This is a genomic window from Povalibacter sp. (assembly GCF_036520495.1).
GTDB lineage: Bacteria > Pseudomonadota > Gammaproteobacteria > Steroidobacterales > Steroidobacteraceae > Steroidobacter.
Window position 1 is genome coordinate 161,696 of sequence record NZ_DATDJO010000026.1, and the last position, 25,519, is coordinate 187,214.

The 25,519-nt window shown below is 63.2% G+C and carries 23 protein-coding genes; 12 read left to right on the forward strand and 11 right to left on the reverse strand.

What is annotated here, in order from left to right:
* Window positions 1–68: 68 nt before the first annotated feature.
* From VIZ63_RS09660 to VIZ63_RS09680, 5 genes are all read right to left on the reverse strand, one after another.
* Window positions 69–6,440, reverse strand: coding sequence for an Hpt domain-containing protein (locus VIZ63_RS09660; protein ID WP_331609365.1), 6,372 nt, complete (start codon window positions 6,438–6,440; stop codon window positions 69–71).
* A 67-nt stretch (window positions 6,441–6,507) separates the two neighbouring features.
* Entirely contained in the window at window positions 6,508–8,589 is a 2,082-nt protein-coding gene (locus VIZ63_RS09665) for a methyl-accepting chemotaxis protein (RefSeq protein WP_331609366.1), read from the reverse strand.
* A gap of 105 nt (window positions 8,590–8,694) precedes the next feature.
* Entirely contained in the window at window positions 8,695–9,285 is a 591-nt protein-coding gene (locus VIZ63_RS09670) for a chemotaxis protein CheW (RefSeq protein WP_331609367.1), read from the reverse strand.
* 11 nt (window positions 9,286–9,296) lie between these two features.
* Entirely contained in the window at window positions 9,297–9,662 is a 366-nt protein-coding gene (locus VIZ63_RS09675) for a response regulator transcription factor (protein ID WP_331609368.1), read from the reverse strand.
* 60 nt (window positions 9,663–9,722) lie between these two features.
* Window positions 9,723–10,133 carry a response regulator gene (locus VIZ63_RS09680; RefSeq protein ID WP_331609431.1) on the reverse strand — a complete coding sequence of 137 codons (411 nt, stop codon included), beginning with the start codon at window positions 10,131–10,133 and terminating at the stop codon, window positions 9,723–9,725.
* A 331-nt stretch (window positions 10,134–10,464) separates the two neighbouring features.
* Here VIZ63_RS09680 and gshB point away from each other — a divergent pair, with 331 nt between their 5' ends.
* The 6 genes from gshB (at window position 10,465) to VIZ63_RS09710 (ending at window position 15,671) form a co-directional block, all read left to right on the forward strand.
* On the forward strand, window positions 10,465–11,436 hold the full coding sequence (gene gshB / locus VIZ63_RS09685) for a glutathione synthase (RefSeq protein ID WP_331609369.1): 972 nt from the start codon (window positions 10,465–10,467) through the stop codon (window positions 11,434–11,436).
* 55 nt (window positions 11,437–11,491) lie between these two features.
* Window positions 11,492–12,424: a TonB family protein gene (locus tag VIZ63_RS09690; protein ID WP_331609370.1), complete on the forward strand. Its 933-nt coding sequence runs from the start codon at window positions 11,492–11,494 to the stop codon at window positions 12,422–12,424.
* Window positions 12,425–12,482: 58 nt separating this feature from the next.
* Window positions 12,483–13,046 (forward strand): YqgE/AlgH family protein, encoded by a 564-nt coding sequence (locus VIZ63_RS09695; protein ID WP_331609371.1) that lies wholly within the window; start codon window positions 12,483–12,485, stop codon window positions 13,044–13,046.
* Entirely contained in the window at window positions 13,046–13,543 is a 498-nt protein-coding gene (gene ruvX, locus VIZ63_RS09700) for a Holliday junction resolvase RuvX (RefSeq protein ID WP_331609372.1), read from the forward strand. The genes VIZ63_RS09695 and ruvX overlap by 1 nt, the downstream gene beginning before the upstream one ends.
* 87 nt (window positions 13,544–13,630) lie before the next feature.
* The gene (locus VIZ63_RS09705; RefSeq protein WP_331609373.1) at window positions 13,631–14,635 is read left to right on the forward strand and encodes an aspartate carbamoyltransferase catalytic subunit; all 1,005 of its coding nucleotides are present in this window, start codon (window positions 13,631–13,633) and stop codon (window positions 14,633–14,635) included.
* 145 nt (window positions 14,636–14,780) lie between these two features.
* Entirely contained in the window at window positions 14,781–15,671 is an 891-nt protein-coding gene (locus tag VIZ63_RS09710; protein WP_331609374.1) for a dihydroorotate dehydrogenase electron transfer subunit, read from the forward strand.
* A 98-nt stretch (window positions 15,672–15,769) separates the two neighbouring features.
* On the opposite strand, the gene VIZ63_RS09715 is transcribed toward VIZ63_RS09710, so the two are convergent.
* The 3 genes from VIZ63_RS09715 to VIZ63_RS09725 all read right to left on the reverse strand — a co-directional run bounded on the left by VIZ63_RS09715 (window position 15,770) and on the right by VIZ63_RS09725 (window position 19,453).
* Window positions 15,770–16,891 (reverse strand): PilT/PilU family type 4a pilus ATPase, encoded by a 1,122-nt coding sequence (locus VIZ63_RS09715; protein ID WP_331609375.1) that lies wholly within the window; start codon window positions 16,889–16,891, stop codon window positions 15,770–15,772.
* A 189-nt stretch (window positions 16,892–17,080) separates the two neighbouring features.
* Window positions 17,081–18,244 carry a PilT/PilU family type 4a pilus ATPase gene (locus VIZ63_RS09720; protein ID WP_331609377.1) on the reverse strand — a complete coding sequence of 388 codons (1,164 nt, stop codon included), beginning with the start codon at window positions 18,242–18,244 and terminating at the stop codon, window positions 17,081–17,083.
* A gap of 168 nt (window positions 18,245–18,412) precedes the next feature.
* On the reverse strand, window positions 18,413–19,453 hold the full coding sequence (locus tag VIZ63_RS09725; protein WP_331609378.1) for a type IV pilus twitching motility protein PilT: 1,041 nt from the start codon (window positions 19,451–19,453) through the stop codon (window positions 18,413–18,415).
* A gap of 245 nt (window positions 19,454–19,698) precedes the next feature.
* Here VIZ63_RS09725 and VIZ63_RS09730 point away from each other — a divergent pair, with 245 nt between their 5' ends.
* The 6 genes from VIZ63_RS09730 (at window position 19,699) to VIZ63_RS09755 (ending at window position 23,620) form a co-directional block, all read left to right on the forward strand.
* Window positions 19,699–20,394, forward strand: coding sequence for a YggS family pyridoxal phosphate-dependent enzyme (locus VIZ63_RS09730; RefSeq protein WP_331609380.1), 696 nt, complete (start codon window positions 19,699–19,701; stop codon window positions 20,392–20,394).
* 74 nt (window positions 20,395–20,468) lie between these two features.
* Window positions 20,469–21,284 carry a pyrroline-5-carboxylate reductase gene (proC, locus tag VIZ63_RS09735; RefSeq protein ID WP_331609381.1) on the forward strand — a complete coding sequence of 272 codons (816 nt, stop codon included), beginning with the start codon at window positions 20,469–20,471 and terminating at the stop codon, window positions 21,282–21,284.
* A gap of 160 nt (window positions 21,285–21,444) precedes the next feature.
* Window positions 21,445–21,975, forward strand: a complete 531-nt coding sequence (locus VIZ63_RS09740; RefSeq protein ID WP_331609382.1) for a YggT family protein — start codon at window positions 21,445–21,447, stop codon at window positions 21,973–21,975.
* A gap of 6 nt (window positions 21,976–21,981) precedes the next feature.
* Window positions 21,982–22,281, forward strand: coding sequence for a DUF167 family protein (locus VIZ63_RS09745; RefSeq protein ID WP_331609383.1), 300 nt, complete (start codon window positions 21,982–21,984; stop codon window positions 22,279–22,281).
* Window positions 22,282–22,387: 106 nt separating this feature from the next.
* Window positions 22,388–22,882, forward strand: coding sequence for a DUF4426 domain-containing protein (locus VIZ63_RS09750; RefSeq protein WP_331609384.1), 495 nt, complete (start codon window positions 22,388–22,390; stop codon window positions 22,880–22,882).
* 426 nt (window positions 22,883–23,308) lie between these two features.
* On the forward strand, window positions 23,309–23,620 hold the full coding sequence (locus VIZ63_RS09755) for an HU family DNA-binding protein (RefSeq protein WP_331609385.1): 312 nt from the start codon (window positions 23,309–23,311) through the stop codon (window positions 23,618–23,620).
* Between the two features lie 306 nt (window positions 23,621–23,926).
* Here the strand turns inward: VIZ63_RS09755 and VIZ63_RS09760 are convergent, their stop codons facing one another.
* From VIZ63_RS09760 to VIZ63_RS09770, 3 genes are read right to left on the reverse strand one after another with little or no spacing between them, the layout of a single operon-like run.
* The gene (locus VIZ63_RS09760) at window positions 23,927–24,376 is read right to left on the reverse strand and encodes a TerB family tellurite resistance protein (RefSeq protein ID WP_331609386.1); all 450 of its coding nucleotides are present in this window, start codon (window positions 24,374–24,376) and stop codon (window positions 23,927–23,929) included.
* A 20-nt stretch (window positions 24,377–24,396) separates the two neighbouring features.
* The gene (locus VIZ63_RS09765) at window positions 24,397–25,044 is read right to left on the reverse strand and encodes an alpha/beta hydrolase (RefSeq protein WP_331609387.1); all 648 of its coding nucleotides are present in this window, start codon (window positions 25,042–25,044) and stop codon (window positions 24,397–24,399) included.
* A gap of 22 nt (window positions 25,045–25,066) precedes the next feature.
* Window positions 25,067–25,516, reverse strand: coding sequence for an FKBP-type peptidyl-prolyl cis-trans isomerase (locus VIZ63_RS09770; RefSeq protein ID WP_331609388.1), 450 nt, complete (start codon window positions 25,514–25,516; stop codon window positions 25,067–25,069).
* Window positions 25,517–25,519: the final 3 nt, after the last annotated feature.

Genomic DNA, 25,519 nt, shown 5'->3' on the forward strand with positions numbered 1-25,519 from the left:
GAAAATATCTGCAAGCCCTCTTCGCTGGCCTGTAAACCAGTTGGCCAGTCGGCCAGTCGGCCGGCTTCTCACGCCATTCTCCTGTGCCTTCTGCGCGCCTCGACCAGCGGCTCGATCGCATCGAGCAACTGATTCTCCTGGTAGGGCTTGCCGAGGTAGTCGTTGACGCCGATCTCGATGGCGCGGGCACGGTGCTTCTCGCCGGTGCGCGAGGTGATCATCACTATCGGAATATCGGCCGTGCGCGAGTCGGCGCGCACGTGGGTGGCGAATTCGTAGCCGTCCATGCGCGGCATCTCGATGTCGAGCAGGATCACGTCCGGCAGGTGCTCCTGGATGATCGACAGTGCATCGACGCCGTCCTTCGCCGTCATCACGCGCATACCGTTGCGTTCCAGCAGTCGCTGGGTCACGCGACGCACCGTGATCGAATCGTCGACCACCAGCGCGAACGTCCGGCGATCTTCCCGCGGACCCTCCACGTGGCCGCGACCGCGCCATTCCGAACGCACCAGCGCGCCCATGTCGAGAATGATGACGATGCGGCCGTCGCCCATGATCGTCGCGCCGGAGATACCGCGGATCGTGGCGATCTGCGGACCGACGGACTTGACGACCATTTCGCGGCTACCGACCAGTTCGTCGGGAACGATGGCCGTCGAATGTTCGCCGGCGCGAATCAGGATCAGCGGCACGGAAACGTCACCGTCCGGCAATGTCGAGGCGCCGCCGCCGACGAACGCGCCGAGGTGCTGGAATCGATAGATCTGTCCGCCGTAGTTGAACGTCGGTGTTTCTTCTGCGAGATGCTTTTCCACTTCCGAGCGCGGCACGCGCGCCACGCCTTCGACGGACGGCAGCGGCAACGCGTAGAGCTCATCGCCCGTGCGCACGATCAACGCCTGCGTGATCGCGAGCGTGAACGGCAGGCGGATCGTGAACTTCACGCCCTGCCCCGGCTGCGACTCGGTGAACAATGCGCCGCCCAGCTTCTTGATCTCGGTCACGACGACATCCATGCCGACGCCACGACCGGCATGCTGCGTCACCGTACTTGCCGTGCTGAATCCGGGCTCGAGGATGAGCTGCATCGCCTCTTCGTCCGTCAGCACGCGTCCCGGTTGCAGCAGACCGCGTAAGCGAGCGCGCTCGCGCACGGCGTTGACGTCGATGCCGCGACCGTCGTCCTCGAGAATGATGACCATCTCGGCGCCTTCGCGATGCAGGCCCACGCGGATCGTGCCGCTCTCGGGCTTGCCTTTCGCAACGCGTTCTTCCGGCGTCTCGATGCCGTGCACGATCGAATTGCGCAGCATGTGCTCGAACGGCGGCAGCATCCGATCGAGCACCTGCCGGTCGAGCTCGCCGGCTGCGCCCACGACCACCAGTTCAGCCTTCTTGCCGACATCCGTCGCCACCTGGCGCACGAGACGGCTGAGACGCTGCACGTGGCGCTGGAACGGCACCATGCGCGTGCGCATGAGCCCGTTCTGCAATTCCGTCACGACCCGGGCCTGCTGCAGCAGCAGGTTCTGGCCTTCACGTGTCAGGTTCTCGAGCAAGCCTTCGATACTGCCCACGTCGCTGACCGATTCGGCAAAGGCGCGCGTGAGCTGCTGGATCGTCGAGTAGCGATCGAGTTCCAGCGGATCGAAGTCGGAGCGATTCGGCTGTTCTTCCTGGCGGCGATGCAGGATCTGCGCTTCGGTCTCGAGTTCGAGCTTGCGCAGCTGGTCCTTCAGACGCGTCACCGTGCGACCGAGCTCGGCGAGGTTGAACTCGATCGAACCGACCTGCTGTTCGAGACGCGAACGGAAGATGCTCACTTCGCCGGCGTTATTGAGCAATGTGTCGAGCAGGTCCGCGTCGACGCGTGCGAATTCCTGGCGTTCCTGGATGTGCGGTTCGCGCCCCGGTGGCAGCGCGGGTGCCGGAATCAACTCCGGCTCACCCGCAACGGGCGCTTCCGGCAACAGTTCAGGCGTCACTGCGGCGACGTCGAATGTCGCGGCCTGCGAAACGGGCATGGCGGCCTGTGCATCGATCCGCACGGCTTCGCGTGCCGCAGCCGCGCCCAGTTCATCCGCCCCGAACTCGACTTCGATCTCCATCGACTCATCGGCGACGATCCCGGCGGGAGCCAGCTCATCGATGATGGGCGCTGCGTCTGCAACGGCGGCCTCCGTGGCGGCCATTTCGACGTCGGGCGCGGGTGCACTTATCTCCGGAACGGCGGCAGCCACTGGCTCAGGTTGCACGGGCGCCGGTGCAGCCTGCTCCTGTCCTGACAGCGCGCGAATGCGCGAAATCAGTTCGCGCGGCGACGCGCAACGGCCTCCCTGATTCACGGTGTCACGCATGCGATGCAGCGTATCCAGGCTCGTCTGCAGCACATCGAAGACCGGCTGGTCGCCGGCGACCTGCCCGGCCTCCACCAGTTCCATCAGCGTTTCGAGTTCATGACTCAGATCGCCCATGGCGCGAATGCCAGCCATGCGTGCGCCGCCCTTTAGCGTGTGCAGGACGCGCTTCAGCTCGAATACGAGCGCCTTGTTGGCGCGGTCGCGCGACCAGGCCGACAGCGAGCTGTCGGCGGTCTCGAGCAGCTCCGCCGCTTCCTCGGTGAAGATGGCAGCGACGTCGGGATCGAAATTCTCGTCCAGCTCGGGTTCGTCAGGTTCGACAGCGGCGGGCAGCAGGGCCGCAGGCGGCGCGTCCATCGCAGGCGCGGGGACTACGACCGGAGGTGCGAGCGGTGCCTGTTCGGGTTCGATGTCCGCGCTGATCGCTACGTCGGGCGCGGGCGCGAACCACTGTTCCGCCAGGGGTGCTGGCTCCGGTTGAGACGCAAAATCTGGCGCGGGTTCGGGTTCGGGCGGTGCCACGACCGACAGTGCAATGCTCTGCACCGTTTCCGAATCGTCGACGAAGTGCGGCACGCTGCCGGCATCGGCCGTGTCGAGCGGGATCTCGCCGACTTCGATCACGATCTCTTCACCCACCATCCCTTCATGGATCGCAGCGGCCAACGCTTCGTCGACCGGCGGCGACGTTTCATGAACCATCGCCAGCACAGGAACGCGATTCGTCTGCGCGAGCCCATCGAAATCTTCCACCACGAATCCGTTATCGGGCTCGGCGGGCGCGACCGCTGCGGAAACGACGGTCTCTTCGACGACGATGCCGTCACCTTCATCCAGCGACGCAGCGTAGGAAATCTCTTCGACCTCCCTGCCGGTGTCGGGATCGTCGAGACTGGGCGTCGTCACGGTCGGTTCGTCCGCAGGGAAGTTCTTGTAGCTCCATTCCAGCGCTTCCATATCGCTGGCATCGGTCGACGGCATCTCGACCAGATCGACAGAGTCGATGGTGATCTCTTCGGACTCCTCCTCGACGGGCTGCGTCACCGGCTCGTCGACAGCAGGCGCCTCTCTGCGCACACCAACGGCCGGAAAGTCTGCATCCACAAATACGTTGGTGGCGGCATCCGGGTCCTCCATGAGGACCTCGTGCGTGTCTTCCAGCGTCGGGACACTGTGCGCCAACGACGGCAGCTCGACGTTCCTGAGCACGGGAATGGCGCGCGTCGCTTCGGCACCGACATCCATCGTCTCACCGAGCCGCGCGATGTCCTGATCGAGTTCGGCTTCGAGTTCGTGCAACCGCACCACGATGCCCGCGTGGTTGCCGAAGAAGCTCGCGTCTTCGTTGATGTGATCGACCCCCTGTTGAATGGCCGCGACCGCATCCTTCAATACGTCCAGGCCGTTGTCGCTCAGGCCGGCCGAGTTGTCGTAGAGCTTGCGGACATAGCGGTTCAGCGGATCCGCGACCGTGGTGCCATTGACGGCGCCGGCAGTCTTGGCCGTGCCGCTCAGCGTGTGACAGGATCGGTGCAGGTCCTCGGTGACCAGGTAAGGCGGGGTCGCCTGGCGACAGTCCGCGATGAACTTACGGATGGCCGCGAGATGCCCCAGGGTCTCCTTGCCGTAGATATCGTGCAGCACCGGATCCATCGCCGGTACTACCGTTTTTTTTTGTGCCGGTGGAATCGAGGTCAGCGTGGGTGCCGCTCGAGCCGGCTGGTGTGCAGCGGCGGGCGCCGGCGCGGCAGCGCTCGCGGGAGCCTGCGGGCGTGCACCCGACAGATTGTTTGCCTGCGTCATCAACAGACCGATGTCCGCCACCGGCGCGCGTCCCGTTTCGAGCTGCTCGACGAGTTGCGGCACGGCAGCGATGGCCGAGCGCATGACACCCATGATGTCCGGCGTCCGATCCAGCGTCTTGTTGATGACACGATTCAACAGGGTTTCGATCGACCACGCGAACTCGCCGATGAGCTGCGCACCCACCATGCGGCCGCTGCCCTTGAGCGTGTGGAAGGAACGGCGCACGTTGACCAGCGAATCCAGGTCCTGCGGGTTCTGGTCCCACATCGGGAAGAACTTTTCGAGCCGGGCGATTTCGTCTTTCGCTTCCTCGATGAACAGCTCGAGGAATTCCGGATCGATGTCGCGATCCGTTGGCCTGACCATCGCCGGCGGCACGACGGCAGGCGCTTGCGGCGCCGCGGCGACCGGAGCCGGTGCAGGTCTTGGCACCGGCGTGAGCTGCGGAACGCGGTCGAGCACCGCCGTCCGTTCCTGTTCCGTCGGCGCGGCGACGGTCTGCGACAACGGCTCGAGGACGACCGTGTGGGCGTGATCGGTGGCCGCAGGGAACGCTTCGCCGATCGGCACCGGCTGCGTTTCGGAAAGATACTCGAGACAGGCTTCGGCGTTGTCGAGCATGTACCAGGGATCGGTACGCCCGGCCTGAATCGTTTCCATGTAGTACTCGACGGCGACGATGCCATCCGCGAGCCGATCGACGGCGTCGGGCGGCAACGTCATGCCATCGGAACGCACGAACTGCGACAACGCCTTGTCGATGCCCTCCATGATCTCGGCGGCGCGCGTCTTCCCCAGCATCAACAGGCCCGCCGTGATACCACGGACGAGCGCCGGAATCTGGTCGATGGTCTGGCCTTCGCGCGTGCGATCCATCGATTGCGCGATCGCTTCCTTGATGCGCGCCATGTTGACGATGCACTCGCGCAGCACCGCTTCGGTGACCTGGCGGAATTCGATATCGTCAGGACTGGCAGGCTTCGCCGGTGCGCTCGGTTCGCCGCTCGGCACGATCATGCCGACGAGCTGTTCGTCGAGGCTGTCCTCCACCTTGATCAGCGTGGACGCCATGCGCAGCAGCACGTTGTCATTCACCGGCGCCTGCTGCGCGATGATCGCCTGCAGCTCCGCGGTCTCGCCCTGTACCTTGTCGCGCAGTTCGCCCAGGCCGAGCACGCCCAGGGTGTCGCCGATTTTTTTCAGCAGCTCGAGCTGCGGGGCAAGTTCTTCGACCTGCGTGCCACCGCGGCGCACGAACAGATCGAGTGCATCCTTGACGCGGCCAAGATCTTCCTTGATGGCAGCGGCCACCGTCTTCATCAGCTTGACGGACGGCGCCGAGAGGCTTTCGCGCGCCTGTTCGACCTGATCATCGACTGGCAACAGTTCGCTCAGACGGAACGATGCACGCACCGCCGAGACGCGAGGCCCGGAGGATTTGGCGCGTGCGACGTAATAAAGCATGTTGTTGAGGAGTTCGAGCGACGGCGCATCCGCGTAGCGGGATTCGCCCTGCTCATAGAGCCGGCGCATGTCGCGATCAGCCTGGCCGAGCAGCCGCTTGACCGACGCACTGCCTTCCAGTCCGCCTTCGCGCATCGCTTCGATCAGCGCGCCCACGACCCACCACAGCTGGAACACCGGCTGCGTCGTCGCCACCTGCTCGAGACGTTCGGCAGCGCGCGCCAGCACTTCCAGGTTCTGGTCGACGCGTTCGCCCTTGATCCAGCCAAGCAATCCCAGCTGAAACCGGGTGCGCAGCTTGCGCGCCCACTGCGCAACCGAGGCAGCACCTTCACCCGATGTGGCCGACGCAGGACTCGCCTGCTGATCGGAACTGAGATTGAGCAGCAGCAGCGTGCCTTCGGAGAGCAGCGCATCACCGCGCACCGCGCGCAGATCGTTGAGCAGCGGCAACAGCACCAGCGCCATGTCGCGACCGCCGCTGAGCACGCGCTCCAGATACGTCGGCAGCTGCACCATCGAGCGCATCAGCGCATCGAGACCCTCGGCGAGGTGACGCTTCTCGGCAAAATTGTCGACGAGGTAGTGGAGAACCTGCCCCATTTCCTCGGCGAGCAGTGCGGCGCCATACACCTCGGAGACACGCAGCGCGCCATGCACGGCATGCAGATGTTCGTTGCAACGACGCAGCAGCGCGAGGTTGTCCTGCTGATCGCCGAACAGTTCGAGCGCCGCCCGCGCTTCGTTGAGCTCTGCATTGAGCTCGCGCGCGACGATATGCAGTGTCTGCGAGGAGAGCTCGGCCATGGGTCAGCAAATCCCCCGGACACTGCGCAACGGACGTGAGGTCATCGATGCAACTCCCGTTGGTCGCTCAGCGAGCGAGGCCGCTGACTTTCTTGGGCGGCGGTGTGGTGGACATGACGGACGCCACCGTGGCGGCTTTGCGGGCCGGATCGGCCAGCAACTCCGTGCCGCCGCTCGCCGCATCGGGCAGCCGGAATCCGGACACCGATTTACGCAACTGCGATGACAGTTCGGCGAGCTTGCCAACCGAGTTGGAAGTCGCTGCCGAGTTCTCCGCCGTGTGCGAGCTGATCTCGCGCAGGGCGTTCATGTTGCGTGCGATGTTCTGTGCGGCTGACGCCTGCTGGCGTGCGCTCGCGGAGATGTTCTGCACCAGGCTCGCGATCTGGTTCGAGACCTGCTCGATCTCTTCCAGTGCGGCGCCGGCATTTTCGGCGAGCAGTGCTCCACCCACGACGTCGGTGGTGCTGCGTTCCATCGAAACGACGGCTTCGTTCGTATCCGCCTGAATCGTGCGCACCAGCACTTCGATCTGCTTGGTGGCGTTGGCGGCGCGCTCGGCGAGGCGCTGCACTTCGTCGGCCACGACCGCGAAGCCACGGCCGGATTCGCCCGCCATCGAGGCCTGGATCGACGCATTGAGCGCGAGGATATTGGTCTGCTCGGCGATGTCGTTGATCAGTTCGACGATGTTGCCGATTTCCTGCGAGCTCTCGCCGAGACGCTTGATGCGCTTCGACGTTTCCTGGATGGTCTCGCGGATCGCATTCATGCCGTCGATGGTGCGGCGCACGGCGTCGCCGCCCTTGTGCGCCACGTCCACCGAGTGGCGTGCGACGTCAGCGGAGCGTTCGGCGTTGCCTGACACTTCTTCCGTCGACCCGGCCATCGCGGCCACCGATTCGGAGGCGAGACCGATCTGGCGTGACTGCGCCACGGCAGCCTTCGCCAGCAGCCCCGCAGAATCCTGCGTCTGTTTGACGGAGCCATCGAGCGTGATGGCGGAATCGTTGATCGTGGCGACCAGTTCGCGCAGCGCTTCGATCGCGTAGTTGATCGAGTCGGCGATGGCGCCGGTGATGTCTTCCGTCACCGTCGCCTGCACAGTGAGATCGCCGTCGGCCAGGCTCGAGAGTTCATCGAGCAGGCGCAGAATGGCTTCCTGATTGCGCTCGTTCTTGTTGGCCTGCGTCTGCACGGTCTTGCGGATGTCGCCGCCAGTGGCAAAGAGCAGTCCGAGAATCAGCAGCGAGACGGCGGCCACACCCAGCAGTGACAAGGGCAGCACATTGCTGCCGAGCAGGTCATCGGCGGCGACGGGCAGATCGATGCGATCCTGGAAGTGCGTGTAGATCTTGTCTGCTTCGGTCGCAACCGACACGCCGGCTTCACGGGCGACCCGCAGACGTTCGGCCGATGTGATGGCGGTGCGCACCTGTTCGCTCAACTGTGAGTACAGCGTACTCATGGCTTTCAGGCGCGCCTCGGCGTCGGGGCCGGTCACCTTTGTCAGTCCGAGCCCGGCGTCCTGGCCGCCGAGGCCACCCACCACCTGCCCCATGTAATCGATACCGTCAGCGAGACGCCGCGCGATCAGCGAAGCATCGCCAACACCGCCAGCCAGCGCTTCCATGTCCTGCTGCAGACGCAGACCGGTGAGTTCGAATCGCTCGATGTGCCGCGTCATGCCTTCGATGCCGTTCGAACCCAGGCTGCTGACGACATTGCCCAGCGATTGCAGCAACTGCGGCACGAGAGCATGCACGTCGGTTGCAGACTTCTGGACCGCGAGCGTGGCTTCGCGCGAAGCGAGAATCGTCTGCGACAGTTTCTGCAGTTCCACCGAAGGACCGAAGCTGCGCGCTTCCGGCCCGGCTTCCTCGACCAGCTTCGAATAGCGATCGAGCGCCTTGGCCAGCGCGCCGAACGCTTCTGCCTTTCCGGAAAGCGCTCCCGTCGTCAACGATGGGATCTTCTGCGACAGCGCCACGACCTCATTGATGTGACGCACCTGCTGCGCGTCCTGGCCGGAATGCCTGCCGGCGAACAGCAACAGCCCGACTGCAATCACGATGCAGACCAGCGCGATGCCGAGCAGCAACGGCAGGAACCGCACGCCGTGCATTTTGTTCGCATTAGCCTCGGCCATGGACCCACTCCGCACCCACCCGCCACGCGCAGATGACCGCCGCGTCAGCAAGGATGCTCTGCCTGAAATCTTTCACGACCGTTCTCATGACCTTTACGGCAGCGTTCACGACGCGGCCGCCTGCAGAAACTCCGGACTCTCGAGCAGACTGCGCAGACTGAAAACCGGCCAGTTGTCCGCTCCGCGGCGAAACGTACCTGCGAGATAGCGTTCGCAGCGGATGATGGTCGGCGGCACGGCAGTGCCAAATTCGTTATCGACAAAACGCCGGAAACCCTGAACCTCATCGACCAGCAATCCGGCGGGCACTTCGCGATGGTTGGCGACCAGCACCCGTGATCCGCGACCGATGGTGGTGACACCACCGCCAAGGAAGGCGCGCAGATCGACCAGCGGCAGCAATTGACCGCGGACATTGGCCAGACCGCGGATCCAGGGCCTGGCGCCCGGCACGCGCGTCACGACCGAGGGAAACCCGAGCACTTCGCGCGTCTCGTCGCGCGCGACCAGAAAATTTTCCGAGCTGACGCGGAATGCGATACCGACCCATTCGTGTTCGTTCGCCGCGTCGCGGCCCTGGCCGCTGAGCGCGACGCGAGCAAGGCGTTCCAGCTCGCGCAGCAGTTCGAACGGCTTGTCACGCAGCGAGCGCAGTGTCGCCACGGTAGCGGGAGCAGAGGCAGCGTGAGCGTTCATGGTTGGGCGGATCAGTCGGCGAGCGCTGCCTGTGCTTTCTCGATCAGCTTGTCCATGGACACGGGCTTCACGAGATAGTCGACCGCTCCCTGGCGCATGCCCCAGATGCGATCGGTTTCCTGGTCCTTCGAGGTGACCATGATCACGGGGATCGACCGGGTGTCCGGATCGGATGCGAGTTTGCGCGTTGCCTGAAAGCCATTGACGCCCGGCATGACCACATCCATGAAAATGAGGTCAGGCTTCATGGCCTTGGCTTTGCGGATCGCCTCCGCGCCATCGCCGGCGGAAGCCGTCTGGTAGCCGTGGCTTTCCAGCGCCTTCTGCATGACGTGCACTTCGGTTGGCGAATCATCGACGATGAGGATCAGGGACATACCTCGCTCCGACCTTGCTGCGACTGCCTGCCCGCGCATTCAGTGGCCTCCGGAAAAAACCTAGCGGACCGCCTGCCCGACGTGGGTCTCGATCGCGCTCAGCAATTCATCCTTGGTGAAGGGCTTCGTCAGATAGTGCTCCGACCCGACGATGCGACCGCGCGCGCGGTCGAACAATCCGTCCTTGCTCGACAGCATGATGACAGGGATCGAGCGGAACACCTTGTTGTGTTTGATCAGCGAACAGGTCTGATAGCCGTCGAGCCGCGGCATCATGATGTCGACGAAGACGATGTCCGGCTGGTGATCGGCGATCTTGGATAGTGCGTCGAAGCCGTCGACGGCCGTGAAGACCTCGCAGCCTTCCTTGGTGAGGAGCGTTTCGGCGGTGCGACGGATGGTCTTGCTGTCGTCGATGACCAGCACTTTCAGACCTGCAAGCCGCGGCTCGTTCGTTGCCAGGTTGTCCATCATTTCCTCGTAGACCTCGCGCGCCTTGTTTCTCACCGGGCATGTCTCGCGAACACCTGCGGCGCACGCGAAGACAGCGGAAATCTTGTGCAATCAACGGGACTTGCGCGACGGTGCAAACTTTTAACATATTGGTCAGGGCCCTGCCATTGGCCGCCTTCCTATAATATGAAGCCCGTCACACGCGTTTTCCGGCAGCGTGATGTCGGTCACGCGACAACGCGTTGACCGTTGACGCCGGCGCGGCGGACCTGCAGTCCAGACTCCCGGCTTCCGCGTCCGAACCGTCGACCAACCACTGCCAACCGCCCAGCGATTCAGGATTCATCTCATGCCCGCCACTCGCCCCGTTCGCCTCGTCGTCGTGATGGACCCGATCGACGCGATCAAGCCAGCCAAGGACACCACGCTTGCAATGATGCTGGCGGCGCAGAAACGCGGTTGGGATCTCTGGTATGCGGAACAGCAAGATCTGTGGCTGAGCGATGGCGTGGCTTTCGGACGGCTGCGGCCGGTGCGGGTACGGGACGATCTCAAGGACTGGTTCGAACTCGGCGAGGCACAGACGGCGCAGCTGGGGTCGTTCGACGCCATTCTCATGCGCAAGGATCCGCCGTTCGACATGGAGTACATCTACACGACGTACATCCTGGAGCGGGCCGAGCAGCAAGGCGCCCTGATCGTGAATCGCCCACAGGGTCTGCGCGACATGAACGAGAAGGTCTACACGGCCTGGTTCCCGCAGTGCTGCGCGCCCACGTTGATCACCCGCAACATGGCCGACATGCACGAATTCCTGCGCGAGCACGGCCGGGCGGTGTGCAAACCGCTGCACGGAATGGGCGGGCGCTCGATCTTCGTGATCGATCAGGGCGACAAGAACGCCAATGTCATCTTCGAGACTCAGACCGAGTACGGCACGCGTTACGCGATCGTGCAGAAGTATCTGCCGGAGATCGTAACGACCGGCGATTCACGGGTGCTCGTCATCGATGGCGAACCGGCACCCTACGCGCTGGCGCGCATTCCCACGGAACAAGACAACCGCGGCAACCTTGCAGCAGGCGCTCGCGGCCACGGGCGCGAGCTCAGCGACCGGGATCGTTGGCTGGTCAGTCAGATCGGCCCTGCATTGCGCGAGCGCGGCATGCTGTTCGTCGGCCTCGACGTCATCGGCGACTACGTCACCGAGATCAATGTGACGAGCCCGACCGGCGTGCGGGAACTGGACAAGCAGTTCAAGACCGAGATCGCCGCACTGCTGATGACAGCGATTGAGAAAAGGTTGGCGATCGCGACCTGAGGTCGGCGTTATCATCGGGACATGGCGCCGCTGACCGACCATCACTGACGGACGCATGTCCTCGACCTCCGACACTCTGCCGGACGATGCCGCTGACACGCTCGCGCCTGTCAAGGATCGCCTGACAACGACGCTGTTCCTGGCGGCGCTGTTTCACGGCATCGTGATCCTGGGTGTGACGTTCGCGGTCCCGAAGGCGCCCGCGGGTCCGACGCCTACGCTCGAAGTGCTGCTGCTGACCGGCGCGGATACGCGCGCCGCAGACAATCCGAACGCCGAGTACCTTGCGCAGCGCAATCAGCAGGGTACCGGCACGACCAATGATGCAGTGCGGCCCGCGAATCCGGCCTCGTCAGCGCTGCCCATGCAGCAGGACGGTCTGGTCGATGGTTCAGGCAGCGAGTATCGCGAAGCCACGAGCGGGCAACGCTCCAACGAATACGTGACGAGCCGGGCCGACCGCAGCGAGGTGTCCTATCGCTCCGGTGAAGACTCGCCTGCCACCGCCGCCGAAACACCGTTGGCCCTGGCGCCGACAGCGCCCAGCCCGATCGCAACCAATGCGACGGATACGGCACTGCGATTGCGCGGTCGCCAGGATGGCAAGTACGAGGTCATTCCCAACACGCGCCAATCCATCATCGCACCGTATCTCGACGCCTGGCGGCGCAAGGTCGAGCGACTGGGGACGATGAATTTTCCGCAGACCGCACGCAATGCAAAGGCCACGGCCAATCCGGTGCTGGAAGTCGCCATCAAGGCGGACGGCAGCCTCGGCCAGATCATCGTGCGCCGCTCCAGCGGCCGCAAGGAGCTGGATCAGGCCGCCCTGTCGATTCTGCGGCTCGCCTCGCCCTTCGATCCCTTTCCTGCCGATCTGCGCAAGAAATACGACGAGCTGCGTTTTGCTTACGAATGGCAGTTCCTGAGTGGCAGCGGCGGCACGGTGTCGGCCGGCACGCAGTACGGCGAAGCCGGCAAAGAGTGACCGCAGACCGGCCTCTCCTCTTGAGCCTGCCCCTGCCGCAACGGATACTTGCCGCATCATGTCCGCCGGCGATTACCTCACCAACCAGTTCCTCATTGCGATGCCCGCGATGACGGACAGCAATTTTTCCCAGACGGTCACGTACATCTGGGAACACAACGCCGATGGCGCGCTGGGCATCATCATCAACCGGCCGCTGCAGATGAAACTGGCCGATGTGTTCGAGCAGCTGAAGCTGTCGGCGTCGACCGAAGCGATCGGCCAGCAATCGGTGTTACAGGGCGGTCCGGTCCAGACCGACCGTGGCTTCGTCCTGCACCGGATCGGCGGCACCTGGGAACACACACGCCAGGTGTCCTCGCAGATCCAGGTCACGACGTCGCCGGACATCCTGCGCGCGATGGCCAGCGGCAACGGGCCCGGTACCGCGATCGTCGCGCTGGGCTATGCCGGATGGGGCGCAGGACAACTGGAAGTCGAACTGGCTCAGAACGCCTGGCTCACGGTTCCCGCCGACGCCCGAATCATCTTCGACACACCGTTCGAGCAGCGCTGGCATGCCGCGGCGCGGCTGATCGGCGTCGATCTGTCCACCCTCAGTTCCACCGCCGGGCACGCGTGATGGCCGGCCCCACCAAGGGTCCGGCGCAGCCGCAACTGATCCTCGCATTCGACTACGGCACTCGCCGCATCGGCGTCGCGAGCGGCGATACGCTGACCCGCACTGCCCGCCCGCTCACGACGCTGGACTGTCACGGCGCGATCCCGTGGGCCGGCATCGGCAAACTCATCGAGGAATACCGCCCCGCCCGGCTGATCGTCGGCGTCCCCTATAATATGGACGACACACCAACGACCCTGACCGAATCGACCCGCTCCTTCGCACGCGATCTGACACTCCGCTATGGTTTACCGGCGGCATTGGTGGATGAGCGACTCAGTTCGCGCGAGGCGGAAGCGCAACTGCGCGATGCCCGCGCCCAGGGACTGAAACGACGACGCCTGACGCACGCCGATGTCGACATGACCGCCGCCAAGGTACTGCTGGAGCGGTGGTTCGACGCACCGGATGCGACCGAAATTCCGCAGAAGAGCATTGCCACGGGGAACACCGGGTAAGACGGGGAAATCTTGTCCTGACCCCTGCGATCCCGTGTCCCCCGTGGAAATTCTTCTCCACTCCTTAACGCCTTGAAAGACACCACATTGAGCAACGAAGCCCAAACAAACTCAGACACGAGCGCAACGGTACAGCGCGACAGCGCAGGCCGGCTGCGGCACCTGATTACGCTGGAAGGATTGAGCCGCGAGGAACTGACCGCGCTGCTGGATCTGGCGCAGTTCTATGTGCGCTCGCCCGGCGAACTGCCGGCGCGGGATCAGACACTGACCGGCCACACCGTCGCGAACCTGTTCTTCGAACCGAGCACGCGCACACGCGTGTCCTTCGAACTCGCGGCGCATCGACTTGGCGCCGATGTCGTGAACCTCGACATGCAGACTTCATCGCGCGTGAAGGGCGAGACGGTACTCGACACGATCTACACGCTGCAGGCGATGCACGCGGACATTCTCATCATGCGCGACGCCGAGCCGGGCCTGCCCGCCTATGTCGCCGGATTCGTGGCGCCGAACGTCTGCATCCTCAATGCCGGCGAAGCGCATTTGTCGCATCCGACGCAGGGCCTGCTCGATGCACTCACCATCCGCCAGCACAAGCCCGATTTCAGCCAGCTCAAGGTGCTGATCGCGGGCGACATCACGCACTCGCGTGTCGCACGCTCCGACCTGCAGGCGCTGACGACCCTGGGCGCCGGTGAAATTCGTATCGCAGCGCCCGACGACCTGATGCCCAGACCCGGCGAGTTCGCCAACGCCCGCCGCTTCAGCAACATCGACGAGGCCATCGCGGGAGTCGATGTCGTCATGGCGCTGCGCATCCAGCGCGAACGCATGAGCAGTGCACACATCGTCGATGAAGCCAGCTATCACCGTGCTTTCGGCATCACCGCCGAGCGGCTGCGCAAAGCCAATCCCGACGCCATCGTCATGCACCCGGGCCCGATGAACCGCGACGTCGAAATCGCCAGCGATGTCGCCGACGGCCCGCAGTCTGTCATCCAGCAGCAAGTCACCAATGGCGTTGCCGTACGCATGGCTGTGCTGGCGACGATCGCGCGCAATGTGCAGGCGCGGCGGCAGCTGACGTGAAGCGCAGGAGAGAGAAGATCTCCACGGGGGACACGGGGATCACGGGGTCGAAGAGGAGACGTGCGGCCCGCAGATTCTCGCTCCGACTCTTCATTGCTTGCCCCGTGATCCCCGTGCTCCCCGTGGAATTCCTGTTTCTTTCCTCATGACCACAACACACAAGCCTCACCGCGGCACGATCTTCCTCGAAGACGCTGAAGTCGTCGCGCAGGAGGCGTTCGAGGCGAATCAGTTCATCCTGAAACTGAAGGCGCCGAAGTGTGCGGCCGCGGCGAAGCCCGGCTCATTCGTACACCTGAGTTGCGATGAATCCCTGCCGATGCGGCGACCGCTGTCGATCATGCGCGTGGACGCGCAGCGCGGCGTGATCGAGGTTCTGTACAAGATCGTTGGCCCGGGCCTGCAGCTGCTGTCAGCGAAGCGCGCGGGCGATCGCATCAGCACGCTCGGACCGATCGGCAATGGCTTCGTGCCGCATCCACAGCGTCCCCGCGCGCTGCTGGTGGGCGGCGGTGTCGGCATTCCGCCCATGGTGTTCCTCACCGAAGCGCTCCGGCAGAGTAACGATGCGGACTGGAAGCCACTGGTATTGATGGGATCGGAAGTGCCGTTTCCGTTCCGCGCGCGCCCTTCGACGATTCTCCTGCCCGGCATGCCTGACGGCGCCATCGCGTGCATGCCCATGCTCGAAGAATGGGGCGTGCCCAGCCGGCTCGCGACTCTCGCGGGCTACCCGGGATGCTTCGACGGCTATGTCACCGATCTCGCCGCCGCATGGCTTGGATCTCTCGATCGCGGCGCGCTGGCGGAAGTCGAGATGTTCGCTTGCGGACCGACGGTGATGCTGAAAGCAGCGGCCGCCGTAGCGAAACGGTTCGACATCCCCTGCCAGGTCTCGCTGGAAGAATTCATGGCCTGCGCCGTCGGCGGCTGCGCCGGCTGCGCAGTGAAAGTCATGACGCCGGATGGACCGGCGATGAAGCGGGTGTGCGTGGATGGACCGGTGTTTGAGGCGCAGGCGGTGTTTGGGGACTGAGCCGGCCAACTGGCCAACTGGCTCACTGGCCAGAGATGGAAGTAGCTGCCGCGCGGGGTTCCTGACTCTGACCGGCAGACCAGTTGGCCCAGCCCGCGCTAGCTGAAGTTGATCTTCGCTTCCAGGTTCGTCCTGGAATCCGCGTAGGTCAGCGCATCTTCCATCGTGATGCGTCCGGCCTTGTAAAGCTCATACAGTGCCGTGTCGAAGTGCTGCATGCCCTTCTCGCTGCTGGTGCGCAGCGCTTCCTTGGCGCCGATGACGTCGCCTTTCTTGATCAGTTCCTGCACGTGGGGCGTATTGATCAGCAACTCGACCGCAGCGACGCGACGCTTGTTTTTACCGGGAACCAGACGTTGCGCGATGATGGCGCGCAGGTACTGCGACAGGTCCAGGAAGATCTGGGTGTGCTGGTCGAGCGGGAACATGTTGATGCAGCGATCGAGCGTTTCCGCGGCGTTGTTCGCATGCAGCGTTGCCAGCACCAGGTGACCCGTGCCCGCCAGCATGATGGCCGACTCCATCGTTTCACGATCGCGGATTTCGCCGATCAGCAGCATGTCCGGCGCTGCACGCATCGCACTCTTCAGGGCGCGTGCGTACGACTTGGTGTCAAGGCCGACCTCGCGCTGATTGATGATGGACTTCTTGTTGGAATGCAAGAACTCGATCGGGTCTTCGATCGTGATGATGTGATCCGATGAGTTCTCGTTGCGGTAATTGATCATCGACGCCAGCGTCGTCGACTTGCCCGAGCCCGTCGCACCCACCATGAGCAGCAGGCCACGCTTCATCATGACCAGATCCTTGAGGATCTCCGGCAGGCCCAGGTCATCGAGGCGCGGCATGTCGGCGGTGATGTAACGCAGCACCATTGCCGGATTGCCGCGCTGGTGGAACACGTTCACGCGGAAGCGGCCCAGGCCCGGCTCGGAGATGGCGAAATCGATCTCGAGTTCCTCGTTGAACGCCTCGATCTGTTCCTGGGTCATGAGACCGTAAGCGGCCTGACGCACGACTTCGGGCGTCAGCATCTGCTTGTTGACCGGAAAGATCTGGCCTTCGATCTTGATCTTGATCGGCGCGTAGGACGTGAAGAACAAGTCGGACGCGCGCTTGTCCACCATCAGCTTGAACAGCGGCTTGGTATTGAGAACGACCGGGCGCTCCCCGCTGCCCGTGTTCCCGGTACTGTCCATCGCTTCGCCGTCTACTGCCATTTTCCTGCTTCCCGAGAAAGACGTTTCACACGGAGTTCACGGAGACCGAACGAACCAGACAGGGAATTCTCCACGGGGTACACGGCGAACACGGGGCAAGACAGAAAAAATCTCTTCCCCGTGTGCCCCGGGGAGACTCTTGCTCCTGCTTCCTGATTTCTCCGCGGCTCTGTGTGAAATCCTGAACTCTCACCTGCCGAACGTGTGGTCGGTCTCGTCTTCCATGATGCGCAGGCTGCTGCCTGCCTCATCGTTGATCTTCAGTTCGCGCTTGCTCTCGAGCTTGATGCGCAGGCGCACTTCGTTCTTCGAGTCGGCGTTACGCAGCGCGTCCTCGTACGAAATCAAGCCGCCCTCATAGAGCTCGAACAGCGACTGGTCGAAGGTCTTCATGCCGAGCCGGTTCGACTTGGCCATGACTTCCTTGATTGCCGCCACTTCGCCCTTGAAGATCAGGTCGGCGATCAGTGGCGAGTTGAGCATGATCTCCATCGCGGCGATACGGCCAGCGCCTGAATCGCGCGGGATCAAACGCTGAGAGATGAGGGCGCGCGTATTGAGCGACAGATCCATCAGCAGCTGTTCGCGCCGCTCCTCGGGGAAGAAGTTGATGATGCGATCCAGGGCCTGGTTGGCGCTGTTGGCGTGGAGCGTTGCGAGCACCAGGTGGCCGGTTTCGGCGAACTGAATGCCGTATTCCATGGTTTCGCGGTCGCGGATTTCGCCGATCAGGATGACGTCCGGCGCCTGACGCAGCGTGTTCTTGAGCGCCATGTGCCAGGACTCGGTGTCGACGCCGACTTCGCGGTGCGTGATCACGCAGCCCTTGTGATCGTGAACGTACTCGACCGGATCTTCGATCGTGATGATGTGACCGCGGGTCTTTTCATTGCGGTAGTTGAGCATCGCAGCCAGCGACGTCGATTTACCAGATCCCGTGCCGCCGACCAGGATGACCAGGCCACGCTTGGTCATGACCACGTCCTTCAGGACCGGGGGCAGCATCATTTCTTCGAGCGTCGGGATCTTTGCGTTGATCGTTCGTACCACGCAGCCGATCAGGCCCTGCTGCACGAAGGCGCTGACGCGAAAACGACCGATGCCAGCCGGCGCGATCGCGAAGTTACATTCCTTGCTGGCGTCGAATTCACGCGTCTGCTTGTCGTTCATGATCGAACGCACCAGCACGGCGCTCTGCTCCGGCGTCAGGATGCGCTCGGACTGCGGACGGATTTCGCCGTCGACCTTGATGGCCGGCGGGAATCCCGAGGTAATGAACAGATCCGAGCCCTTGCGCTCCACGACGCGCTTGAGCAGGTCCTGCATCAGTTTGATGGCTTGTTCGCGTTCCACTGTTCGCTCCCGCTAGGCCCCAGGTGCTAGGCCCTAGGCGCCAGGTCGGAACGAGAGATAACAGCATCTTCGTTCCGTGTCTGCCCACGCTTCCGCTTCCGCTTCCCTCTTCCCTCTTCCCTCTTCCCTAGAGCCTAGAGCCTAAAACCTCTCGCCCCAGTGGCGCGCTCAGAACGCATCCTTGTTCTGCGCCCTGAACCGCGCCTCTTCCTTCGAGATCAGACCCTTCTGCAAGAGTTCGGTCAGACACTGGTCGAGGGTCTGCATGCCCGAGGACTGGCCGGTCTGGATCGCCGAATACATCTGCGCGATCTTGCCTTCGCGGATCAGGTTACGAATCGCGGGCGTGCCGATCATGATCTCGTGCGCCGCTACGCGGCCACCGCCGATGCGCTTGAGCAACGTCTGCGAAATGACCGCGCGCAATGATTCGGACAGCATCGTGCGGACCATTTCCTTTTCCGCCGCCGGGAACACATCGACGATACGGTCGATGGTCTTGGCGGCCGAGGTCGTGTGCAGCGTGCCGAACACCAGGTGGCCCGTTTCGGCAGCAGTCAGCGCCAGCCGGACGGTTTCCAGGTCGCGCATTTCGCCGACCAGCACGATATCGGGGTCTTCGCGCAGTGCCGAACGCAGTGCTTGCGAGAAGCCGAGCGTGTCGCGGTGCACTTCGCGCTGATTCACCAGCGATCGTTTGCTTTCGTGCACGAATTCGATTGGATCTTCGATCGTGATGATGTGATCGGGCTTGTTGTCGTTGATGTAGTTGATCATCGCCGCCAGCGTCGTCGACTTGCCGGAACCGGTCGGACCGGTCACGAGCACGAGGCCGCGGGGATGCATGGAAATGTCCTTGAAGATCTTCGGCGCGTTCAGGTCGTCGAGCGACATGATGAGCGACGGAATGGTTCGGAAGACGGCGCCGGCGCCGCGATTCTGGTTGAACGCATTGACGCGGAAGCGCGCCAGCTTGGGAATCTCGAAGGAGAAGTCGGTCTCGTAGAACTCTTCGTAAGCCTTGCGCTGCTTGTCGTTCATGATGTCGTACACCATGCTGTGCACTTCCTTGTGGGTCAGTGACGGCATGTTGATACGCTTCATGTCGCCGTCGACGCGAATCATCGGCGGCACGCCGGCGGACAGGTGCAGGTCCGAGGCGTTGTTCTTGACGGCAAACGCGAGCAACTGCGCGATATCAACGGGCATGAAGAAATCCTTAATTCGTGCGTGTACGCGTGTGCGCCGCAAACCTTCTGCATTCGTTTCGCCCGCGGCTGACATGGCACGCACGGCGACACGCTGCTTTGAGTATAGCGGAGCGCCAACGCGCCAAATATGTTAACTAGTCCGCAGTTTTCGGCGCGAAAGCGCGTATCTGCGGGTATCCCCGCCGTCTCTCGATCCGCTTGTGTGCGATGCGAGAAGCGACCGGACGACCTGGATGACGATGAATGCCGGATCATGATCTGACAGAACGCTTTGCAACGACCCGGACGCGCATCGCATCTGCGGCGACTCGCGCAGGTCGAACCCCGGAATCTGTCGGACTGGTCGCCATCAGCAAGGGACAGCCGGCGACGGCGATTCGGGCATTGGCCGAGCTGGGCCAACGCGATTTCGGCGAAAATTATCTGCAGGAGGCACTCCCCAAACAGGAGAACCTCCGGGATCTGCCGCTCACCTGGCATTTCACCGGCCAGATCCAGGCCAACAAAACCCGCCCGATCGCAGAATCATTCGCATGGGTCCACACGCTGGATCGCGAACGCACGGCAATGCGACTGAACGACCAGCGTCCGCCGGGTCTGCCTCCGATGAACGTATGCCTGCAGGTGCGGCTCGAGGACGAACCCGGCAAGGGCGGCCTGGAACCGCACGAGATCCCGGCACTGGCGGCGAAAGTGAGCGAACTGCCTCACCTGCGACTGCGCGGACTCATGGCGCTACCGCCGCCGCGTGATTCTTTCGACGAGCAGAAGCAACTGTTCGATCGCCTCCACTCGCTTTTGCGCGAGCTACAGGCCAGCGGATTCGCTGTAGATACCCTGTCGATGGGAATGTCGGCCGACCTGGAAGCAGCCATCGCGGCCGGCGCGACCTACGTCCGCATCGGGACGGCGCTGTTCGGCGAACGGCAGCGTGCGTGACTGGATGAGAGGATGCATGGATGATTGCGGCCTGGACCGACCCGGTGTCACTCATCCATCGAGCTTCCCGTACCATGCCTCATTCACTCTGTTTCATCGGCGGCGGCAACATGGCCCGCAGCCTCATCGGCGGCCTCATCGCACGCGGCCGCGACGCGAAGCTCATCATCGTAGCGGATCCCCTCCCGGCGCAGCTGGAAGCTTTGCGTAGCCAGTTTGGCGTGCGCGGCACGTCCAGCAATCTGGAAGCGGTGACTGGTGCAGACGTCATCGTACTGGCCGTCAAACCGCAGGAAATGCGCGCGGTCACGACGGGCCTGGCACCGGCGCTGGCGCGCAAGCCATTGCTCATCTCAGTCGCAGCAGGCATTCGCGCGAGCGATATCCATGAGTGGTCCGGCGGCGCACCGGTGGTCCGTTGCATGCCGAATCGCCCGGCACTCGAGGGATGCGGCATGACCGGATTGTTTGCCACCGAGGAAGTATCCGCAGACCACCGCAGGATCGCAGCCGATCTGCTCAGCGCCGTGGGCAAAACGTTGTGGCTCGAACAGGAATCGCAGATGGACGTCGTCACTGCCGTCTCCGGCAGCGGTCCGGCGTATTTTTTCCTGGTGATCGAAATGCTCGAGCAGGCTGGCATCGAACTCGGCCTGTCGCCGGAAACCAGCCGGCAACTCGCCGTAGAAACGGCTTATGGATCAGGACGGATGGCGCGTGAATCGAGCGACTCGCCAGCCACTTTGCGGCAGCAGGTGACTTCCAGGGGCGGTACCACGGAAGCTGCGCTGCGCGTCCTCGAGTCGGAAAACGTCCGTGCTATCTTTTCCGCAGCTGTCGCTGCCGCTGCGCGACGCTCTGCCGAACTCGCCGACGAGTTTGGAGAATAAGAAGGCTATGGGTTGTAGGCTGTAGGTTGTGGATCGGACCAAGACCAAGTGGTTTGCTTCAAGTTCTCGCCACACGCCAGCAGCCTACGAACCTACAGCCTGTAGCCTTGCTTGATCGTTCCGCCCTACAGCCCACAGCCTAGAGCCCATAGCCTTTCCCATGGATGCCCTGATTTTTATCGTTCGCGCGCTGCTGCAGATCGTGATCGTGGTCTTTCTGCTGCGCGTCCTGCTGCCCCTGGCTCGCGCCGATTCGCGCAACCAGCTCTCGCAGGCCGTGATCCGCCTCACCAATCCGCTGGTCCTGCCGCTGCGCCGGATCGTGCCGCCGATCGGCAAGGTCGATACGGCATCGATCGTCGCGCTGCTGCTGGTGCAACTGGCAGCGACCGCTGTCCTGTGGGTGCTGATGGCCTATCCGGGTCTCATGGGTACGGCCTGGTTTCTGCGCGTCGCGCTATTCAGCCTCCTCGGGACGATCCTGCTCTTCTATACGTACGCCATGTTCCTCTACATCCTGCTGAGCTGGGTGGCGCCCGGCACCTACAGCCCCGCGGCCTCGCTGCTGCAAAGTCTCTGCGAACCGCTGCTGCGCCCGGTTCGCCGCCTCATCCCCGCCATTGCCGGGATCGATCTCTCGGCGCTGTTCGTGATCATCGGTCTGCAGGCGCTGTACATCCTGATCAGCTAGCTCGCGATGCCGGCCGTTCAAAGGCAAGGCGATGCACTGATCCTGCACCTGCACGTACAGCCGGGGGCGTCGCGCGACGCCGTCGTCGGACTCCATGGCGAACGCCTGCGCGTCCGCATCACCGCACCGCCCGTCGACGGCAAGGCCAACCGGCATCTCATCGAGTGGCTCGCCGCCTTGTTCGATGTGCCACGCTCGCGCGTCACGCTGCTGCGTGGCGAGACCGGTCGCGTCAAGACGATTCGCATCGATAGTCCACGCACCGTGCCGCCGGAAATCGCGCAGCTGACTGTCGACCCGGCGTAACTGTGGAATCTACGACCGCGATCACCCTGCCGCGACGCACATGCATTGGTCTATAGTGATGGTCGACTGCAGCGGCCACGCTGCCTACAACAAGAGGCCCAGCCACATGCGAGCGACTACCACAGGCACCTGCATCACGTTGCTTCTGGGCGCGCTCCTGACCCTGGCCGGCTGCAATGACGCGCCGCAGTCGAAGGCACCGCCCGCTCAGGACCTGGGCGAAACCTTCAAGGACTTCGGTAATTACGAGGTGCACTTCAACGCGCTTCGAACTGACACCCTGACTCCGGACATCGCCCGTTCCTACGGCATTCAGCGCAGCAAGAACCGCGTGATGCTCAACGTCACTCTGCTCGGCAAGGAAGCAGAGCATGCGCCGCGCAAACCCATGAATGCCACGGTTCAGGTCGACACCTACAATCTGAACGGGCAATTGAAGAACCTGGAGATGCGCCGCGTTGCGGAAGGCGACGCGATCTACTACATCGGAGAAACGTCGATCAGCGGCTCCGAGATTCTCGTGTTCGATATCAAGGTCACTCCCGAGGGTCAGTCAGGCACGCTGGAGGTCAAGCTCAAGCGGGAGTTCGACGCGAGCTGAGATCAGGAACCGGATCAGAATTGCTCCACGGGGGACATGACCGAAAGGAAATTCCACGGGACGGGAACACAGGGCAGGAACGAAACAGGCCCTGATGCTGCGCACGTAGATTCGAGCTTCGAGAGGACATGATCCTCCTTTGAACTCGACTCTCTCGCATTCAATGCTTCTTCCGCCCCGTGATCTCCTTGGAGCTTCTTCTCTTCCATGAAGAACTGCGACGCGATGCAGTTTGCAACGCGAGATGACCGTCGCACGGTAACGACGGAACGCTCGCCGCGAAAAACCCTGAAAAAATAGCTAAAAAAGATCGCACGCCGCTTATTTCCCGCAGAATCTTATGCTATTTTCCCGCGCGTCTTGCTAACCGGCGCGACCTGGCACACACGAAGCGGGCGCGAATCGTCACATCCACAGGAGATACAAATGGCGAAAAAGAATGCAGCCCCGACCAAGTCGGAGATCCTCGCTCAGATTTCGAAGGACACCGGCCTGGCCAAGAAGCAGGCCAGCGATGTGTTCGAATCGCTGAACGGCATCGTGAAGAAGAGCCTCAAGAGCTCGGGACTGTTCACCCTGCCCGGCCTGCTGAAGATGAAGGTTGTGAAGAAGCCTGCGACGAAGGCACGCGAAGGCGTGAACCCGTTCACGGGTGAGAAGATGATGTTCAAGGCCAAGCCGGCCAGCAAGAAAGTTCGCATTGCGGCTCTGAAGAGCCTCAAGGAAATGGTGAACTGATCTACGGTTCTCTGCCTCCGGGGTGTCGCGACTCTCGCGGCCCCGGGGGCACTCCCTTCTACTCTTCTGTGGGTCCGGCTCGAGCCGGACAATGAAAAAAAAGCCCGACTACAGGAGGCAGTGCCTGAACCACCCGCAGAGGTGTGGGAGGCTACGCCGGGACCACCCGCATAGAGAGGTGGGGGAGGCAATGCCGGGACCACCCGCAGAGGCGGGAATCGAACCCACAGGCAGAAGAGTGGCCTCACGACTCTTCAATTCTTCTCTGGCCGGCAGACCAGCCGCCCGTTGACCAGTCGACCCGCCTCAATCTCCGACGATCGTCTTGAGCTTCAAGCGGATCCGGTCGCGATCCGAGATGTGCAGCAGGCCCGCAATCCGCTGCACCAGGTGCTCCTCGTGCTTGTCGATGCGGCCATCGGCATGGCTCACTTCCCACAGCATTTCGATGATGGCGAGCTTGTCGTCGTGGGGCAGCTCCGTATTCAGCCGATGCGTGAATTCATGCAGGGAAACCGCCCGGTCCGCCCGCCGCATCGCGCGACTGATGAGCTCATCCACCGTCTCGTCGCTGATGCCGAAGCGTCGGCCAAGCACGTGATGGATCGCCTCGATCTCGGCGTCTGACTCCGAGAAATCCGCCCGCGCCAGTTCCACCAGCAGCGATGCGATCGCCAGATCCAGCGGCTCGCGGATCTGCAACAGACCCGCAGGCGCAGGCTCGCTACCGAAGATTCGTTTGAGATGATCGAGCACCGAGACCTCCCGTTATGCGCTCAGGCCGTTCGCCTGGCCCAGTCGAGCACGACCTGACGCAGGTCGTTCATGCGGCCGTGGAAAAAGTGCTGCACGCCCTCCAGCATCACCAGCTCAGGCGGTGTGGACAGACTCGCCACCCAGCGTTGGATATCGGCGGAATCGACGAGTTCATCCTGATCGCCCTGCACCACCAACCACGGGCACTGCGGCAGATTGCCATCGTCGACGGCAACGCGCCGAATGGCCGGCGCCACTGTGATCAGTCTGCGGACTTCGCGACGCACGGCCGCCCGTATTGCGACTGCGCCCCCGAACGAGAATCCACCCAACCACAAACCGGCATCGGGCCAGCGCTCATGGGCCCAGTCGAGCACGGCGACTGCATCGTCGGTTTCGCCATTGCCCTCAGCGTACGCACCTGCGCTTCGGCCAACGCCGCGATAGTTGAAGCGCACCGAGGGCACCCCGAGCTCGTTGCACGCCTTGGCGAGCATGTGCACGACCTTGTTGGTCATCGTGCCGCCGTAGAGCGGGTGCGGATGACAGATCACGATCACGTTCTCGGCAACGGTGTCTGGAGGAGTTTCGAGAATCGCTTCGAGTTCACCGGCGGGGCCGGGAATCCTCAGGGTCTCGATCAGGGGACGCGGTGTATTCAGAGTCATCGTACGGATCCGGCGCGCAGCTTCAGTTCTCGATGGCCAACAGCTCGACATCGAACAGTAACGGCGCTCCCGGCGGAATCACACGACCGGCGCCGGATTTGCCGTATCCCATGTCCGCGGGCACCAGCAGGATGCGGCGGCCACCGACCATCATTCCGGCCACGCCTTCATCCCAGCCCTCGATGACGCGACCCGCGCCGACCTTGAAACGGAAAGGCCGGCCGCTATCGCGCGAACTGTCGAATTGGACGCCCTTATCCTCCGGCGCGCCGGGCGCATACAACCAGCCGGTGTAGTGCACGACGGCGGTCTGTCCTTTCGCAATGGCTGCACCGCTGCCGACAGCGACATCGGTCTTGACCAGTTCGGGAACGACGGGCATCGGCGCGACACTCCGATCAGGAGGCGGTTCGGGCGAACAGGCCGCCAGCCACACCACGCCCACCAGGACGACCCACTTCGATCGCAACATTCA

Coding starts and splice junctions, on each gene's coding strand:
- VIZ63_RS09660 (WP_331609365.1), bottom strand. CDS start 6,440: ATGGCCGAGCTCTCCTCGCAGACACTGCATATCGTCGCGCGCGAGCTC.
- VIZ63_RS09665 (WP_331609366.1), bottom strand. CDS start 8,589: ATGGCCGAGGCTAATGCGAACAAAATGCACGGCGTGCGGTTCCTGCCG.
- VIZ63_RS09670 (WP_331609367.1), bottom strand. CDS start 9,285: ATGAACGCTCACGCTGCCTCTGCTCCCGCTACCGTGGCGACACTGCGC.
- VIZ63_RS09675 (WP_331609368.1), bottom strand. CDS start 9,662: ATGTCCCTGATCCTCATCGTCGATGATTCGCCAACCGAAGTGCACGTC.
- VIZ63_RS09680 (WP_331609431.1), bottom strand. CDS start 10,133: ATGGACAACCTGGCAACGAACGAGCCGCGGCTTGCAGGTCTGAAAGTG.
- gshB (WP_331609369.1), top strand. CDS start 10,465: ATGCCCGCCACTCGCCCCGTTCGCCTCGTCGTCGTGATGGACCCGATC.
- VIZ63_RS09690 (WP_331609370.1), top strand. CDS start 11,492: ATGTCCTCGACCTCCGACACTCTGCCGGACGATGCCGCTGACACGCTC.
- VIZ63_RS09695 (WP_331609371.1), top strand. CDS start 12,483: ATGTCCGCCGGCGATTACCTCACCAACCAGTTCCTCATTGCGATGCCC.
- ruvX (WP_331609372.1), top strand. CDS start 13,046: ATGGCCGGCCCCACCAAGGGTCCGGCGCAGCCGCAACTGATCCTCGCA.
- VIZ63_RS09710 (WP_331609374.1), top strand. CDS start 14,781: ATGACCACAACACACAAGCCTCACCGCGGCACGATCTTCCTCGAAGAC.
- VIZ63_RS09715 (WP_331609375.1), bottom strand. CDS start 16,891: ATGGCAGTAGACGGCGAAGCGATGGACAGTACCGGGAACACGGGCAGC.
- VIZ63_RS09725 (WP_331609378.1), bottom strand. CDS start 19,453: ATGCCCGTTGATATCGCGCAGTTGCTCGCGTTTGCCGTCAAGAACAAC.
- VIZ63_RS09730 (WP_331609380.1), top strand. CDS start 19,699: ATGCCGGATCATGATCTGACAGAACGCTTTGCAACGACCCGGACGCGC.
- proC (WP_331609381.1), top strand. CDS start 20,469: ATGCCTCATTCACTCTGTTTCATCGGCGGCGGCAACATGGCCCGCAGC.
- VIZ63_RS09740 (WP_331609382.1), top strand. CDS start 21,445: ATGGATGCCCTGATTTTTATCGTTCGCGCGCTGCTGCAGATCGTGATC.
- VIZ63_RS09745 (WP_331609383.1), top strand. CDS start 21,982: ATGCCGGCCGTTCAAAGGCAAGGCGATGCACTGATCCTGCACCTGCAC.
- VIZ63_RS09750 (WP_331609384.1), top strand. CDS start 22,388: ATGCGAGCGACTACCACAGGCACCTGCATCACGTTGCTTCTGGGCGCG.
- VIZ63_RS09755 (WP_331609385.1), top strand. CDS start 23,309: ATGGCGAAAAAGAATGCAGCCCCGACCAAGTCGGAGATCCTCGCTCAG.
- VIZ63_RS09765 (WP_331609387.1), bottom strand. CDS start 25,044: ATGACTCTGAATACACCGCGTCCCCTGATCGAGACCCTGAGGATTCCC.
- VIZ63_RS09770 (WP_331609388.1), bottom strand. CDS start 25,516: ATGTTGCGATCGAAGTGGGTCGTCCTGGTGGGCGTGGTGTGGCTGGCG.